The organism is Candidatus Nanopelagicales bacterium (assembly GCA_028687755.1).
In the GTDB taxonomy this organism is placed as follows: domain Bacteria; phylum Actinomycetota; class Actinomycetes; order S36-B12; family S36-B12; genus UBA11398.
Map to the genome: position 1 here is coordinate 230,132 of JAQTZL010000003.1, position 15,363 is coordinate 245,494.

The 15,363-nt window shown below is 53.5% G+C and carries 15 protein-coding genes; 10 read left to right on the forward strand and 5 right to left on the reverse strand.

The features are described from left to right. Nucleotides 1-14: 14 nt before the first annotated feature. Nucleotides 15-866: a bifunctional methylenetetrahydrofolate dehydrogenase/methenyltetrahydrofolate cyclohydrolase gene (locus PHN51_06520; protein ID MDD2818433.1), complete on the forward strand. Its 852-nt coding sequence runs from the start codon at nt 15-17 to the stop codon at nt 864-866. Nucleotides 867-931: 65 nt separating this feature from the next. Beyond that, a complete protein-coding gene (locus PHN51_06525; protein MDD2818434.1) occupies nt 932-1,489 on the forward strand; it encodes a hypothetical protein in 558 nt (185 codons plus the stop codon). A 99-nt stretch (nt 1,490-1,588) separates the two neighbouring features. Here the strand turns inward: PHN51_06525 and PHN51_06530 are convergent, their stop codons facing one another. After that, nucleotides 1,589-2,662 carry an NADH:flavin oxidoreductase/NADH oxidase gene (locus PHN51_06530; GenBank protein ID MDD2818435.1) on the reverse strand — a complete coding sequence of 358 codons (1,074 nt, stop codon included), beginning with the start codon at nt 2,660-2,662 and terminating at the stop codon, nt 1,589-1,591. Nucleotides 2,663-2,700: 38 nt separating this feature from the next. Between PHN51_06530 and PHN51_06535 the strand changes: the two genes are divergently transcribed. Then, entirely contained in the window at nt 2,701-3,027 is a 327-nt protein-coding gene (locus PHN51_06535) for a DUF3017 domain-containing protein (protein ID MDD2818436.1), read from the forward strand. Here the strand turns inward: PHN51_06535 and PHN51_06540 are convergent. Then, nucleotides 3,024-3,425, reverse strand: coding sequence for a hypothetical protein (locus PHN51_06540; protein ID MDD2818437.1), 402 nt, complete (start codon nt 3,423-3,425; stop codon nt 3,024-3,026). The two genes, PHN51_06535 and PHN51_06540, sit on opposite strands and share 4 nt — an antisense overlap. Beyond that, nucleotides 3,422-3,721, reverse strand: coding sequence for a hypothetical protein (locus tag PHN51_06545; protein ID MDD2818438.1), 300 nt, complete (start codon nt 3,719-3,721; stop codon nt 3,422-3,424). Before PHN51_06545 ends, PHN51_06540 begins: the two co-directional genes overlap by 4 nt. Before the next feature lie 105 nt (nt 3,722-3,826). Between PHN51_06545 and PHN51_06550 the strand changes: the two genes are divergently transcribed. From PHN51_06550 to trpS, 6 genes are all read left to right on the forward strand, one after another. Continuing rightward, entirely contained in the window at nt 3,827-4,921 is a 1,095-nt protein-coding gene (locus tag PHN51_06550; protein MDD2818439.1) for a histidinol-phosphate transaminase, read from the forward strand. Between the two features lie 133 nt (nt 4,922-5,054). Then, entirely contained in the window at nt 5,055-6,011 is a 957-nt protein-coding gene (gene mdh, locus PHN51_06555; protein MDD2818440.1) for a malate dehydrogenase, read from the forward strand. A 74-nt stretch (nt 6,012-6,085) separates the two neighbouring features. Next, a complete protein-coding gene (locus tag PHN51_06560; GenBank protein MDD2818441.1) occupies nt 6,086-7,300 on the forward strand; it encodes an NADP-dependent isocitrate dehydrogenase in 1,215 nt (404 codons plus the stop codon). A 33-nt stretch (nt 7,301-7,333) separates the two neighbouring features. Continuing rightward, nucleotides 7,334-8,563 carry a multidrug effflux MFS transporter gene (locus tag PHN51_06565; GenBank protein ID MDD2818442.1) on the forward strand — a complete coding sequence of 410 codons (1,230 nt, stop codon included), beginning with the start codon at nt 7,334-7,336 and terminating at the stop codon, nt 8,561-8,563. 10 nt (nt 8,564-8,573) lie between these two features. Next, on the forward strand, nt 8,574-9,893 hold the full coding sequence (locus tag PHN51_06570; protein ID MDD2818443.1) for a hemolysin family protein: 1,320 nt from the start codon (nt 8,574-8,576) through the stop codon (nt 9,891-9,893). A 5-nt stretch (nt 9,894-9,898) separates the two neighbouring features. Then, nucleotides 9,899-10,912 carry a tryptophan--tRNA ligase gene (trpS, locus tag PHN51_06575; protein MDD2818444.1) on the forward strand — a complete coding sequence of 338 codons (1,014 nt, stop codon included), beginning with the start codon at nt 9,899-9,901 and terminating at the stop codon, nt 10,910-10,912. A gap of 29 nt (nt 10,913-10,941) precedes the next feature. Here the strand turns inward: trpS and PHN51_06580 are convergent, their stop codons facing one another. Both PHN51_06580 and PHN51_06585 read right to left on the reverse strand, forming a co-directional pair. After that, a complete protein-coding gene (locus PHN51_06580; GenBank protein ID MDD2818445.1) occupies nt 10,942-12,330 on the reverse strand; it encodes a GLUG motif-containing protein in 1,389 nt (462 codons plus the stop codon). A gap of 54 nt (nt 12,331-12,384) precedes the next feature. Continuing rightward, nucleotides 12,385-13,569, reverse strand: coding sequence for a hypothetical protein (locus tag PHN51_06585; GenBank protein MDD2818446.1), 1,185 nt, complete (start codon nt 13,567-13,569; stop codon nt 12,385-12,387). A 156-nt stretch (nt 13,570-13,725) separates the two neighbouring features. Between PHN51_06585 and PHN51_06590 the strand changes: the two genes are divergently transcribed. After that, nucleotides 13,726-15,201 (forward strand): aldehyde dehydrogenase family protein, encoded by a 1,476-nt coding sequence (locus PHN51_06590; GenBank protein MDD2818447.1) that lies wholly within the window; start codon nt 13,726-13,728, stop codon nt 15,199-15,201. Nucleotides 15,202-15,363: the final 162 nt, after the last annotated feature.

The window sequence follows — 15,363 nt, forward strand, 5'->3', positions numbered from 1 at the left end:
GAGAGGATGAGCACGTGACCGCACAAATCCTCGATGGCAAAGCAACCGCAGCTCGAATCAAGGGCGAACTCCGCGTTCGCGTGGATGCCTTGCGCGCCCGCGGCATCACCCCGGGCCTGGGCACTGTCCTCGTGGGTGACGATCCCGGCAGTCATGCGTATGTGGGTGGCAAGCACAAGGACTGCGAAGAAGTAGGCATCTCTTCTATTCGCGTTGATCTGCCAGCAACCACCACTCAAGAAGAACTCGACGCAGAAATCCGTCGCTTAAACGCTGACCCTGCAGTCACCGGCTACATCGTGCAGTTGCCATTGCCAAAGCACCTCGATACCAATCGCGTGCTTGAGCTAATGGATCCAAATAAAGATGCTGATGGATTGCATCCGATGAACCTTGGTCGTTTAGTGCTGGGCGAAGAAGCTCCGCTTCCTTGCACGCCTCGCGGCATTGTTGAATTACTTCGTACCTACAACGTCAACATTGATGGCGCACACGTGGTTGTCGTTGGTCGTGGCGTCACCGTTGGCCGCCCACTTGGATTGTTGCTCACTCGTCGCACTGAAAACGCAACGGTCACGTTGTGTCACACGGGCACAAAGGATGTTGGTTCATTCTTAAAGCAAGCGGACATCATCGTTGCTGCCGCAGGTGTTGCTCACTTGATCACCGCAGATCTGGTTCGCCCAGGTGCTGCAGTGCTGGACGTTGGTATCACGCGTACTGAGGCAGGCCTTGTTGGTGACGTTCATCCAGACGTGATGAATGTTGCGTCATTTGTGGCTCCAATGCCTGGTGGCGTTGGTCCAATGACACGTGCGATGTTGTTGATGAACGTGGTTGATACAGCGGAGCGATTGGCTAAGTAAATAGGTTATCCACAACCTCGATACTTGGCATTGATTCGTGGATATGTTCCCGGAACGATCAAGATGTGATCGCTTTTGTTGATGAGTCATATAACGCAGAGCGGTACTTGTTAGCTGCTGCGGTTGTTTCTAAGGAAGCAATAGATTCTGCCCGGCAGGCAATGTGGGGTTTGCGTCTACCTGGGCAACGCAAGCTTCACTGGAGAAATGAGCATGCTCGGCGACGGTTACAAATTGCAGTGACGATTAGCCAAGTTCCATTGAGTTATCTTGTGGTTATTCGCTCAGCAACAGTTGGTGAACGCACTGAACGGCAGCGTCGAAGGTGCCTGGAGTTTCTCATCAATGAGTTCGCGAAAATTTCTATCAACGAGGTGGTATTCGAGTCCAGAAGTTCAACAGAAGATAAATTCGACAGGGCGCTCATAGATGCGTTGAGGGCGAAAAAGTACCTGGGGACTGGACTGCGCATACATCATGTATTGGGAATGGACGAGCCGTTGCTCTGGGTGGCCGACGCCGTCTGTGGGATCACTGTTGAATATCTCAATAGTGAAGGTGAAGCCTTCAAAGAGTTCATCCATGAGGAGAACTTACGAATTTATACTCTGTATGAGCCCTAGAAAGCGCGAAACCCCGGCCCTGCCGTCCGGCAGGAATCCGAGGCTCACTTCCGGGACCACCGCAATGGCCCAGCAGGCTTAAATAGTCGCACAATCCAACTAGTTCGTCCAGCCTGAACCGGCACGCAACGGATTCGACCAACGAATCTTCGCACCGAGCTCATGAGCTGCACGCAATGGCCAATGCGGATCACGCAACATCTGACGCCCTAAGAAGCACACGTCAGCCTTTTGATCCTCAAGCAGTTGCTCTGCTTGTTGGGCTTGGGTGATGCGACCGACAGCCGCAGTGAGAATTCCGGTTTGCTTCTTCACTTGCTCGGCAAGATCAATTTGGTAATTGACTTCATTGGGAATCTTGGCGTCAATGATTGCGCCGCCTGACGATGCATCAATCAAATCAACACCAAGCTTTTCAAGTTCCTTGATGTAGACAATTGAATCGTCGACATCCCAGCCGCCATCGACCCAGTCAGTTGTTGAGATGCGAACAAAGAGAGGCTTGTCTTGCGGCCATGCTTCGCGAACTGCTTTGACTACTGCAAGTGGAAAGCGCATGCGGTTTTCGATCGAGCCACCGTATTCGTCGGTGCGATCGTTGCTCAAAGGGGACAAGAACTGATGCATGAGGTAGCCATGCGCTGAATGCAGTTCGATCACATCAAAGCCAGCCTGATCTGCATTCTTGGCAGCTTGGGCGAAGTCGGCGATAGTGCGATCCATGTCGGCTTGATCCATGGCCTTAGGGATACCCATGCCAGTGAATGGCTTATCGGTGGCACTCAGGGTGATCCATCCACCTTCACTTGGATCGAGAATCTTTGCGCCGTTGGCAGGCGCATCCGTTGAGGCTTTGCGACCAGCATGGGCCAGCTGAATTCCAGCCTTGGAATCTTGACTATGGATGTAGTCAGTGATGGTGCGCCAAGCTGCAACCTGCTCCTGGCTCCAGATGCCTGGGCAAGCAATGCTGATTCGACCCTCAGGGTTCACGCCAGTGGCTTCTGCCATCACCAGCCCGGCCTTGCCGTTGGCATAGGAGCCAAGGGTGACTAGATGCCAGTTACCCACCACACCGTTGATGTCCGCTGAGTATTGGCACATAGGGGCCACCCAGGCACGGTTTGAGAATTCAACGCCACGGATGGTGAGGGGTTCAAAGAGCAAAGTCATGAGCGTCACCTTAAAGGCCATCGCCTAGGCTGAACTCAATGTCCACTCACAGCGAAGAGCCATTGGCATCGGTGCATTCCCTCAAGGCGCATCGCAAGCGTGGTTTTTCCATGGCCCAATGGCCAATCACAATCGTGTTGATTGGTGTTGCGCTGTCGCTCGTGGTGGTTGCTTTCTGGTCGTTCCGTAAGGGCTCGATCATGCTGTCGGCATTCGTGACCCTAGCCTTTTTCTTACGATGGCTGTTGCCTGATAACGAAGCGGGCTGGCTGGTCGTACGCACAAAGCGTGTTGATGTAATCGTGCTCGCGGTGCTCGCTATTGGGCTCACCTTGATGAGCTTTTGGGTGCCGAACCCGAGTTAGGGCTTGGCTCGCGGATTTTTCTTTTTAGCGCGGGTAGCCGGCTGGGCCATGTCGCCTCCATTGTTTTCAGCAAAGAGACGGCGTCTTAATCGATTCACGCTCAATTCCAATTCCGCGAAATTGGCCATCAGTGAGTCTTCCTTTTCAGCCCGTAAACCTTGCAGTATCCAGGAGCGCAACAGCACTGATGTGGACATGCCTGATTCTTTGGCTTTGGCATTGATCTCTTCGATCTCAAAATCGTTCATGCGCACCGACATGACCGACGTGTTTGTGGCCCGCTTAGCGTTTGAGAAGTCGACAGCATCACGAAATTCTTTGCTTTCGGACAGTTTTTGAATTCTGGCAACTTCCTTATCTATGTTGCGCTCGTGCTCAGCGTCGTAAGTCTTTTTCATTGCTTTCCGTCCAAATGAAGGTTGTTGTTATAAATCTGCACTTGCGTGGAATTTGATTTCCACGCGGTTGCAATCACGAGTTCACCATCGACATAGACAGCGATCACGGTGTAGACGCAGTCATTCGTAGGTGAGCGGCCGATAACTCGAATCGAGTCACCCGATTGACTTGCCGGGTCCGGGTCAATAACCACTCGATTGAGGTCATCCCATGCCTCCTTTGCCCAATCCATCATGATTCGATGGCGCATCCACATGTGGTCTTGGCACTTTGACCAATTGACGTAAATCTCCATGCCGAGTGTTTACAGATGTAAACAATAAATCCGCAACTGAGATTTTGCAACTGTGGATGGGATCCGCGAGTAGGAGAAGCTGTGGATATTTGCCATAGTTCGCAGGTGACTTCTTCAACTGGCCCCCGCTTGCGCTCGATCCTTGAGTCGATCCCTTCCTATAAGGCGGGGCAGCCTGCGCCTGTGCAGCCAGGAGTTATCCCGTTCAAGTTGTCTTCAAATGAGAATCCGTTTCCGCCGCTGCCCGAGATTGTCGAAGCAGCAGCTGCGGCAACTGGATCAATGCAGTTGTATCCAGACTTTGCTTCGACGGATCTCGTGAATGCGATCGCAACGCGATTCTGCGTTCCTGCATCGCACATTGCAGTCGCAACTGGCTCAGTTGCGTTAACCCAGCAACTCGTGCAAATCACTTCCGAACCAGGCGATGGCGTGATGTTCGCCTGGCGTTCGTTTGAGTCTTACCCAATTGTCACGATGATTGGTGGCGCAACACCTCAGCGTGTGGCCCTCGATGGCGATGATCGTCATGATCTCGACGCGATGCTCGCAGCTATTGATGCAACTACGCGATTGATCTTTGTCTGTAACCCCAACAACCCAACGGGCACAGCTGTTGGCCGTGAAGCACTCGCTGCATTTGTTGCTGCTGTTCCGTCGGACATTCTCGTAGTGATCGATGAGGCCTATCGCGAGTTCGTGGATCCGGGAACGATTCCTGATGGGCTTGATTTCTATCGCGAGTACACCAACGTTGCCGTGTTACGCACGTTCTCCAAGGCGTACGGACTTGCAGGTTTGCGTGTTGGTTTCTGTATTGCGCACGAAGCCGTTGCTGACGCATTGCGCAAGGTACAAATTCCGTTTGGTGTGTCATCGGTAGCGCAAGCTGCCGGCATTGCCGCGCTTGAGTCGACGGTGGAAGGCGAGGCCTTTGCTCGCTGTGAGTTGCTGGTGAGTGAGCGCACTCGTGTGTTGACCGGCCTTCTAGCTGCTGGCTTTGCCCCGTCTGAATCGGAAGCCAACTTCGTGTGGCTGCGACTAGGGGAGCGCACCGCTGACTTTGCCGCTGCCTGTGAAGCTGTCGGGTTGGCAGTTCGTCCATTTGTGGGCGAAGGCGTCCGCGTCTCGATCGGCCTGCCTGAAGCCAATGACCGCTTCCTTGCAACCGCTGTCACGTGGCTGGGAAGCCGGGCATAGCGGACAGTCGGGTTCCACTGACTGGGTTTGGGGTGAGGGGTGCATCACATGCACCTGATCCGTGGGGAATCGCCCCCTCGAGCGGCAGTATGTTTGGCCTTTGATTTGACCCATATCTCTTGGAAGGCAACGCATGGCTCGCAGTGGCAAGGTCGCCGTTATCGGTGCAGGTTTCTATGGTTCAACCACCGCAATGCGGTTGGCTGAATACGACATCTTTGAGACCGTTGTTCTCACCGACGTAGTAGACGGCAAGGCTGAGGGCTTGGCTCTCGACATGAACCAGTCTCGCTGGATCGAAGGTTTTGAAACCAAGATCGTTGGCCAGACCACCGGTATGGATGGCTCGGGATACGAAGCAATTCAAGGATCCGAGATTGTCGTGATCACTGCAGGTCTTCCTCGTAAGCCAGGCATGAGCCGCATGGACCTCATTGAAACCAACGCGAAGATCATGCGTCAGGTTGCAGAGAACATTGCAAAGCACGCACCAAACACCGTCATCATCAACGTGTCGAACCCACTTGACGAAATGACTGCACTCGCGCAGATCGTTTCTGGTTTCCCACACGCACGCGTGATCGGCCAGGCAGGCATGCTCGACACCGCTCGCTTCACTCACTTTGTTGCTGAAGAACTCAACGTTCCAGTCGCATCAGTCACCACGTTGACCCTTGGTTCACACGGCGACACCATGGTTCCTGTTGCTTCAGCATGTTCAGTCAACGGCAAGCCACTTGCTGACCTGCTTCCTGCAGACAAGATCGAAGAGCTCGTTGTTCGTACCCGTAACGGTGGCGCTGAAGTTGTGGCACTGCTCAAGACTGGCTCTGCTTACTACGCACCATCTGCTGCAGCGGCTCGTATGGCTAAGGCAGTGCACGAAGACTCAGGTTCAGTCATGCCAGTGTGTGCATGGGTTGACGGCGAATACGGCCTCTCAGGCGCATACCTCGGTGTTGAAGCTGAACTCGGCAAGGGTGGCATCCGCAAGATTGTGGAAACCGCACTCACCGACAGCGAGAAGGCACTCCTCGTTGAGGCTTACGAAGCAGTCAAGACCAAGCAAGCAGACGTCAAGGATCTTTAAAGATTGAACCGTTGGGCGCATCGCAATCCGGTGCGCCCAACGTTTTCTTACGCCCGACTCAAAAGGAGCACCGTATGAGCAAGATCAAGGTAGTAAACCCAGTTGTTGAACTTGATGGCGACGAAATGACTCGCATCATCTGGCAGTTCATCAAAGATGAACTCATCGTCAAGTACCTCGACATTGATCTGAAGTACTACGACCTTGGTATGGAGCATCGCGATGCAACCGACGACCAGGTCACCATTGATTCAGCAGAAGCGATCTTGAAGTACGGCGTTGGTGTGAAGTGCGCAACCATCACTCCTGACGAAGCCCGCGTTGAAGAATTCGGCCTCAAGAAGATGTGGAAGTCGCCAAACGGCACCATCCGCAACATTCTTGGCGGCGTGATTTTCCGCGAGCCAATCATCATTTCGAACATCCCACGTTTGGTTCCAGGCTGGACCAAGCCAATCGTTGTTGGACGTCACGCATTTGGTGACCAGTACAAGGCAACTGACTTCAAGGTGCCAAGTGCAGGTTCGTTGACGATGACTTTCACCCCAACCGATGGCTCAGAGCCAATGGAATTCAATGTGTTTGACTTCCCAGGCGCTGGCGTTGCAATGGGCATGTACAACCTTGATGAGTCAATCCGCGACTTTGCTCGCGCATCAATGCGTTACGGCTTGAACCGCAACTACCCGGTTTACCTGTCAACCAAGAACACGATCCTCAAGGCATACGACGGCCAGTTCAAGGACATCTTCGCTGACGTCTACGAGAACGAGTTCAAGGCTGAATTCGAAGCCGCTGGCATTGAGTACGAACACCGTCTCATTGACGACATGGTTGCTTCCGCAATGAAGTGGGAAGGCGGCTACGTCTGGGCATGTAAGAACTACGACGGTGACGTTCAGTCAGACACCGTTGCTCAGGGCTTCGGTTCACTTGGTCTGATGACCTCTGTGTTGATGACACCAGACGGCCGCACTGTTGAAGCTGAAGCAGCACATGGCACGGTGACCCGTCACTTCCGTCAGCATCAGCAGGGCAAGCCAACCTCAACCAACCCAATCGCTTCCATCTTTGCGTGGACTCGTGGCTTGGAGCATCGCGGCAAGCTCGACAACACCCCAGAGGTCACCGCCTTTGCTCAGACCCTCGAGCGCGTCTGCGTTGAAACTGTTGAAGAAGGCAAGATGACCAAGGACTTGGCTCTGCTCATCAGCAAGGATCAGCCATGGCAGACCACGCAAGAGTTCCTCGCCTCAATTGACGAGAACCTTCAGAAGGCGATGCGCTAAACACATGCTCAACATGACAAGGGTGGGTGGCTGATGTCGGCTACCCACCCTTCGTCTGAAGCTTTCGAGCACGGACTTTCACCAAAGCGGTTGTGGCTACTGATCATCACGATCGCGGCAATGTCAGCATTCGCCCCGCTGGCCACCGACGTCTATCTTCCAGCTTTCCCACAGCTCACTAGTGAGTTCCAGGCAACTGATGCGGCAGCTCAACTCACGCTAACGGCCTCATTCCTTGGCATCATGATTGGCCAGCTGGTTTTCGGTCCGATGTCGGATTCATTTGGTCGACGTCGTCTCGTACTCATCACTTCAATCGTCACGATCTTTGCGACCCTAGCCTGTGCTTTTGCTCCATCAATGGGCTTCCTCATTGGTTCGCGTTTAGTGCTGGGCATCCTTGGCGGTGGCGGCATTGTTATTGGTCGCGCAGTTGCGGCAGACATCGTCAAAGGCCCAGAAGCAGCTCGATTCTTTTCAGTCTTGATGAGCATCACGATGATCGCGCCGCTGGTGGGGCCAATCGTGGGTGGTGTTCTTCTGGATCTCACTGACACTTGGCGTTCTTCTTTCTTCTTCCTCGCGGTGTTCTGCGCACTGATCGTGGTCGGTATTGCACTGTTTATTCCTGAAACCTTGCCAAAGGAACGCCGACATACAGGTGGCTTGGGTGAACTAGGGCGTGGTGCAGTCGCGATGATGCGCGACCGCATTTTCCTTGGGTATGCGGTTACTCAAATTTTTGCATTCGGTGCACTTTTTGCATACCTCGCAAGTTCATCGTTCTTATTCCAAGAAAAGTTCGGCATGAGCCCGACGATGTACAGCTTTACCTTCTCGGGGATCGCGATCGCAATCATTGCTGTGGGCTTTTGGAATCGCAATGCGGTACTGACGCGCAGTGTGCGCGGAATTTTAATGTGGTCACTTGGGTTATCCGCACTAGGTTCGATCATTCTTATCCCGATCATGGCTTCTTCTTCGCCTTCGCTATGGGTAATCATCCCGATTCTTCTCGTCGTGATTGGTACACGAGCAACGATTGGCGCTAACGCAATGGCGTTGGCTCTCGAGCGCGCGCTCTACGTCGGTACTGCCTCAGCAATTCTTGGGGCACTCACCTTTGGCGGTGCCATCGTTGATGCACCGTTACTGGCTTGGCTCCCATTCGACACAGGTGTCACGATGGCAGTAGTCATGGCTATCTGCTCCGTGCTGGCCTTTGCTTCCTCAGCATTCCTTGCGCGGGAGAAATCCGCATAAGGTTGCATCCATGAGTGATATTTGGGTCAACATCATTTTTGTCCTCCTCTTTATCCTGCTCGGTGGTTTCTTTGCTGCTGCCGAAATGGCCTTAGTGACTCTGCGCGATGGGCAAGTAACCAAACTCAAGGAGCAAGGCCGCCGCGGCAGGCGTCTTGCACGGTTGGCTCAAAACCCAAATCGCTTCCTTGCCGCTGGTCAGGTTGGTGTCACGCTTGCTGGTTTTGTCTCTGCAGGCTTTGGCGCAGCTCAAATCGCACCAGAACTCGCAAAGGCGTTTGTCGATTGGGGCATGGGACAGGGATTAGCGGATTCGCTGTCATTCATATTCGTGACGATTTTGATTGTGTATTTCTCTCTTGTGCTTGGTGAACTTGTCCCCAAGCGCATTGCACTGCAAAGAGTTGAAACCGTTGCTCTCGTTGTAGCTGGTCCGATCGATGTTTTGGCGAAAATAACCCGACCATTTATTGCGGCATTGTCGTTGGCAACTGATGCAATTGTTCGGCTGCTCGGTATTGACCCAAATGCCGCCAAGGAAAGTATCAGTGGTGAGGAACTGCGCGATCTTGTTGCTGCGCATGAAGAGTTAAGTGAGCAAGAGCGAGAACTCATTGATGATGTGTTCTCTGCTGGCGATCGTGAACTGCGTGAAGTGATGGTGCCTCGCACTGAAGTTGAGTTCCTTGATGCCGCAATGCCCGTGAACAAGGCAGTGAAGCAAATTTCTGAGCAGCCCCATTCCCGTTACCCAGTCATGCGTGAATCATCTGACGACATCATTGGTTTTGTACATATTCGCGACTTCCTAGTTCCTGGCATGGCTGAGCGTTCAATACGCGTTGGTGAGCTTGTGCGAGAAATTGCGGCCTATCCGGGTACTAATGATGTGCTCTCCACCTTGTCTGACATGCGCCGTAGACATGCACACATGGCAATCGTGGTTGACGAATATGGCGGTACCGCTGGCATCGTCACAATGGAAGACCTCGTCGAAGAGCTCATCGGAGATATCCGCGATGAGTACGACGTCGATGAAATTGCTGAGACCTCGCGACCGCTGGGCATCCTGAGTGTTGATGGCCTCATGAATCTCGATGACTTTGAAGAGGATTGCGGGATCACGCTGCCGCAGGGCCCGTACGAAACCGTGGCTGGGTTCCTGGTTGCTGAACTGGGCACCTTGCCAGAGGTAGGAAATGCCGTGGTGGCAAGTGACCACACCTTTACCGTGACCGAGTTGGACGGGCGTCGTATTGCTCGAATTCGGGTGGAACCCAATGAGGTTACTGACCACGTGCAGGAGTCAGATCCCGCTTTGCCAGAATGACGGGTATGTCTGCTCAACGCCCTTCACGAGTGCTCTCCGGAATCCAGCCAACGGCTGATTCCTTCCAGTTAGGAAATTACCTCGGAGCGCTGCGTCAGTGGGTGCAGATGCAGCACGACAACGATGCCTATTACGTCGTGGTTGACCAACACGCAATCACTGTCGATCACGATCCCGCGTTGCTTCGCACGCGCACACTGGTGTCGTTTGCCCAGTTGTTAGCCATTGGGCTTGATCCAGAAATCTGCACGATCTTTGTGCAAAGCCATGTGCCAGAACACAGCCAGCTCGCGTGGGTAATGGAATGTCAAACAGGTTTTGGTGAAGCCAGTCGGATGACGCAATTTAAAGACAAGTCCCAAAAGGGTGGTGCTGATCGTTCCACCGTTGGGTTGTTCACCTATCCGATCCTGCAGGCGGCAGATATCTTGATTTACCAGGCCGATGAAGTGCCAGTAGGTGAAGATCAACGTCAGCACCTTGAACTCACGCGTGACCTCGCTCAACGTTTTAATGCAACCTTCGGTGAAACACTTACTGTGCCCAAGGGCATGTATGTCAAAGACACCGCAAAGATTGTTGACCTTCAAGATCCGACGTCCAAGATGAGTAAGTCCAGCGCTCCAGGATGTGTCTTCTTGCTTGATGATGACAAAACCTTGACGAAAAAGATCAAGAGCGCCGTGACCGACTCAGAGCGTGAGATTCGTTTTGATCCAGATAACAAAGCTGGAGTTTCAAATCTATTAACGATTCAGCAAGCACTCACCGGTAAATCCATTGAACTTTTGGTTCAGGAATATGACGGCCGCGGTTACGGCGATCTCAAGGGTGACACCGCTGAAATTGTTGTTGATTTCGTGCGCCCGATTCGCGATGTCGTCAATGAACTCATGGCTGATCCAGCTGAACTCCAGCGTTTAATGGCTGTTGGTGCGCATAAGGCACGCGCAACTGCGCGGAAAACTTTGGGTGATGTGTACGACGCGATTGGGTTTGTTTCGCTGCCTAGTGAGTAACTGCAGTCACGGTCACGGCAAACTTTTCGTTATGCAGCGTTGTTGCTAATCACCCACGGCTCATCGTTTTTCTTGACGAAAGCTCTGGTGCAGGCCCAGCCACCTATTGTGCTCACCCAAGGTTGCCACGATTGCTGCCAGCCACCCTTTAAACCGGTGCCCCATGAATAATCATCGTCGACGACATCGACGCATTTTCCACTCAGGGGCATAGGTAGCGCCTGATGCACCACGGTGAACCTTGTTGGTTCATTGCTATTGGCGGTGTAACAAGGGGCAGTTGCAGCTGTGTAAAACGCCGCAAGGTGTGGATAACCATTATTAACGCTAGAACAGCTCACCCAGATCGTTGTGGATGACCAGGATGAAGAGATATTCCATCCCAGTCCAGTGAATGTACTCAGAGATTTCATCTGTGCGGTAGTGCTAGCTGTCGTTCCCGCCGCTGTGGATCGGTTGACCGATCCAGACTGACCTGTGGTGTTGGTATCCCAAGTGAGCGCACTCCATGGCGCTGTCGCAGATTGACCTACCAGGCCACCTTGAGCATTCGAAGGTGCACCTGCCGTGACCGAGCCGGTTGCATATGCATTGGAGATAGGTGTCTGATCAACTTCACCCACCAATCCACCAACTTGCCAAACTCCAGTGACGGCACCTGTGGCGTATGAATTCGCGATAGATCCCTGAGCGCTACCACCGATCAATCCCGCAACATAGTTACCGTCTGAAGTCACCGTTCCGCTTGCGTAGGATTGAGAAACAGCAATGTTGCTGGCATGGCCAACGAGTCCTCCAATAAATGTTGAGGGGGATCCCGGCGGTGACCAAGAACCGGTAACCGAGCCCATGGCGTTGCTTTTGGCGAGCGAGCGAGTCCCTGATGTTGAATCCATATTGCCGACGAGCCCACCAACGTACGTTTTTCCCGTGACGTTCACTGCAGAAGAACTCACTGAGATGTCTGAGTTCAATGAACTTCCGACGAGCCCACCAACATTGGTATCACCTGTAGCTGTTCCAGATGTGATCCGAATCCGCGTAAGCGATGCACCATTGACTTCACCGAACAGACCTACCGAGATTCCCGCACCGGAAACGGATAATCGCGAAATAGAAAATCCACCACCGTCGAAGTTTCCGGTGAACTTCGCAGATGCGTTACCCAGGGGAGTCCATGCTGTTCCGAGCAAGTCAATATCAGTCGTCTGGACAAAGGATGCACTCAAACAGAAGGCAACCTCTTCAAGGTCTAGTCGTGCTCCGACCTGGTACGGATCGGCTGAAGTACCTGTCCCGAGCCCAGCAAAGTACGTGACGCAGTTTCCATTTGCGTGTGCAGGTGCGGCAACCGCCAAGCCAACAGCGACGCCAAGTGCCGTTGACAGCACGAATGAGAGTGTCCTTTGAAGCTTCATTGGGTAATCATGCCCGTACATTGGCCGGACATGTCTCCGATATGGGATACCCGTTCAGTAACGGTAATGACGACGGCGTCGATTGCGATTCGAATTCCAGGCAAATAATGCAAGCCCAATGATCAGCACCACGATCACTGCAAGCCAAAATGAGGGTGCTTGAGCTGTTGGTGCGGGCACCTTGAGTGCTGCCTGCTTGATTGCCTTTTGGGCCACAGGGTCTACAGCAATGGTTGGCGAGGCGTTGGGTGTCGGAGTTACTGGAACAGCAACTTGCTCAATAGCGCTCGCTTGGCTTGCCGCCGGAACTGCAGTTGGTAGTGGAGAGAGCGGTTCAACAAGTGTGCCGATTGGCTTGACGGATGCAAGGTTTGCAAAACCCCAGTCGAGCGCTTTTTTCGCTGCGCTTTCTGACGAATCCTTGATTCCCATACCGACAAAGATCAGTGTGTGACCTTTGCGCTGTGCTGCGCCAATAAAGGTACGTCCAGCTTTGGTGGTGAATCCAGTCTTGACGCCGATGACGCCGCGGTAGTCGCCCGTGAGTAATTGATTGAGGTTGTAGATCAGGTGTTTGCCGCCGCCGGCGGATTCTTTGGTAGGGAAGCGATAGCGCTTAGCGCCAACGATCGTGGTGAAATCGCTGCGTTGCAGTGCTGCCCTGGAGATGAGTGCGAGGTCATATGCACTCGAGGTTTGGCCCGGCTTATCTAAACCATTGGGGCTCATTGCTTTGGTGTCATTGGCTTGGAGTTGTGCAGCGACTGCATTCATTTGATCAATGGTGGTAGCGATTCCTCCGTTGGCTTGCGCCAAAGCGATAGCCGCATCGTTACCGCTTGGGAGCATGAGTCCGTAAAAGAGATCCTCGATTGTGTAGACCTGGCCGGCTTCAAGACCTACTTTGGCGCCGTCAGCATTCGCGGCCTTTGGGGTTGCGGTGAAGGTGCCGTTGAGGGCCAATTTGGGCAGCAGTGTTAAGGAAGTCAAGGTCTTCAACGTGCTGGCCGGTGGCCGTAGTTTGTGAGCCTTTTTTGCAGCGAGCACCGCACCTGTGGTGGCATCGGCCAAAATCCAGGTACGCGCCCGGATAGCAGGCGGGGTGAGGGTCGTGGAGACGGGATTGATTCGCACACCAGGAAGGCCAAGTTGGTCACCGCCAATCACGGCAGCACTAGCAGGGGAGATCACTCCCAGAGCTAGACCGGCGACCAGGCCAGCAACGGCAATCTTGCGCATGATTACGCAATCGTAACTGGACCTTGGTGAGATGAATCGCCCACTGCGTATCAGGCTCGCGACATGCCGATTTAGTTTCTCTTTCCCTCTAGATTGTGGGGCGCACGCTAACTAGGGTTTGTCAAGCACGTTTTCGCTCGTTACTTAGGGAGTTTCATGTCAGTTGCATTTGACCGCCTTCCACCAGGAGCCATGCTCATTGGTCAGGATTGGATCAGTGATTCATCCGGTGGAGTGTTTGAACACATCTACCCAGCAACAGGCAAGGTCAACGCCACGATCACGATGGCAGGCCCTGAAGAAATCGATCGTGCCGTGACCACCGCTTGGGCAGCCCAGCAGGTCTGGATGAAGATCACGGTTGATAAGCGCCGCGACATTCTGCTTCGCCTCGCTGATCTTGTTGAGCAGCACATGGCTGAACTGGTGTGGATGACCACCCAAGACATTGGCATTCCAATTGGCGCTGCAGGCGTGCACCCAAATCAGTTGGTGCGCTTCCTTCGGTACTACGCCGGCTGGATGGATAAGTCCTTCGGCTACACCACTCCAGTGTCGCAATCGCGCGACGTCAACATGATTGATTACGAGCCATATGGCGTCGTTGCAGTGATCGTTCCTTGGAACGCTCCACTGTTCATTCTTGGTATGGCTGTTGCTCCTGCACTTGCTGCCGGTAACGCCGTGGTGATTAAGCCACCTGAGCTCGCTCCATTGAGCGCACTGCGCTTTGGTGAGTTGTGCCTTGAAGCGGGATTGCCACCAGGCTTGGTCAACATCGTTCCTGGCGGCCCAGATGTTGGCGATGCACTTGTGCGTCACAAGGGTGTGCGCAAGATTCACTTCACCGGTGGCGGATCAACAGCAAAGATCATCACTCGCGCTGCAGCTGACAACCTCACGCCAGTAGCAACTGAATTGGGTGGCACCGCAGCAACATTGGTGTTCCCAGATATTGATGACATCCAGAAGACAGCAATGATGGCTGCCATCAGTGGCCCATTGGCTCAAAGCGGACAGCACTGTGCATGCGCGGTGCGCTTGATGGTCCACGATTCGATTTACGATGAATTCGCTGCTGCCTACGTGTCAGTCATCGAAAACGCCAAGATCGGTGATCCGTTGGCTAAGGACACCATGGTTGGACCACTCGTCACCGAAGGCGCCATGCAGCGCATTTTGAGCCATGTGGATCGCGCAGTTGATCAGAAGATGGGCACCTTGCTCACGGGTGGTCAGCAAGTGAGCTCACAGATGGAAGGTGAATTCACTGGTGGTTACTTTGTTTCGCCGGCGGTGTTCGGCGATGTCGATAACCGCAGTGATTTGGCACAGGTGGAAACCTTTGGTCCAGTGATTTCATTGCTGCGCTTCAGTGACACAGCTGAAGCCGTGCGCATGGCTAATGACACCGACTTTGGTCTGAATGCTTACGTGCACACCAACAATCTGAAGACGGCTCACAGCGTTGCTCGTAGCCTGCAATCAGGTTCGGTGTGGGTGAACTGCTTCAGCAACGTTGCTCCACAAAGCCCATACGGTGGCTACAAGCAAAGCGGTGTGGGGCGCGCTGGTGGCATTGAAGGCCTGCGTGAATTCCAGCAAGCTAAGACCATTCGTATCGGCATGTAATTGCCGCCACGAACACGAAGGGCCGGTATCCAGATTGAACTGAACCCCCTTAGTTGGACTCGTAATTGGGAGTCTGACTGAGGGGTTTGGTTTATGGGTAAGGAGAGGTTGCCTGAAGCCGTCCGTGTGGCGGCTCAGGCTTTGTTCGATCAAGGATGTGGC

Excerpts from the sequence above, each read along its gene's own strand:
- PHN51_06530 (MDD2818435.1), bottom strand. The coding sequence starts at position 2,662 with ATGACTTTGCTCTTTGAACCCCTCACCATCCGTGGCGTTGAATTCTCA.
- PHN51_06535 (MDD2818436.1), top strand. The coding sequence starts at position 2,701 with ATGTCCACTCACAGCGAAGAGCCATTGGCATCGGTGCATTCCCTCAAG.
- PHN51_06540 (MDD2818437.1), bottom strand. The coding sequence starts at position 3,425 with ATGAAAAAGACTTACGACGCTGAGCACGAGCGCAACATAGATAAGGAA.
- PHN51_06545 (MDD2818438.1), bottom strand. The coding sequence starts at position 3,721 with ATGGAGATTTACGTCAATTGGTCAAAGTGCCAAGACCACATGTGGATG.
- mdh (MDD2818440.1), top strand. The coding sequence starts at position 5,055 with ATGGCTCGCAGTGGCAAGGTCGCCGTTATCGGTGCAGGTTTCTATGGT.
- PHN51_06560 (MDD2818441.1), top strand. The coding sequence starts at position 6,086 with ATGAGCAAGATCAAGGTAGTAAACCCAGTTGTTGAACTTGATGGCGAC.
- PHN51_06565 (MDD2818442.1), top strand. The coding sequence starts at position 7,334 with ATGTCGGCTACCCACCCTTCGTCTGAAGCTTTCGAGCACGGACTTTCA.
- PHN51_06570 (MDD2818443.1), top strand. The coding sequence starts at position 8,574 with ATGAGTGATATTTGGGTCAACATCATTTTTGTCCTCCTCTTTATCCTG.
- trpS (MDD2818444.1), top strand. The coding sequence starts at position 9,899 with ATGTCTGCTCAACGCCCTTCACGAGTGCTCTCCGGAATCCAGCCAACG.
- PHN51_06580 (MDD2818445.1), bottom strand. The coding sequence starts at position 12,330 with ATGAAGCTTCAAAGGACACTCTCATTCGTGCTGTCAACGGCACTTGGC.
- PHN51_06585 (MDD2818446.1), bottom strand. The coding sequence starts at position 13,569 with ATGCGCAAGATTGCCGTTGCTGGCCTGGTCGCCGGTCTAGCTCTGGGA.
- PHN51_06590 (MDD2818447.1), top strand. The coding sequence starts at position 13,726 with ATGTCAGTTGCATTTGACCGCCTTCCACCAGGAGCCATGCTCATTGGT.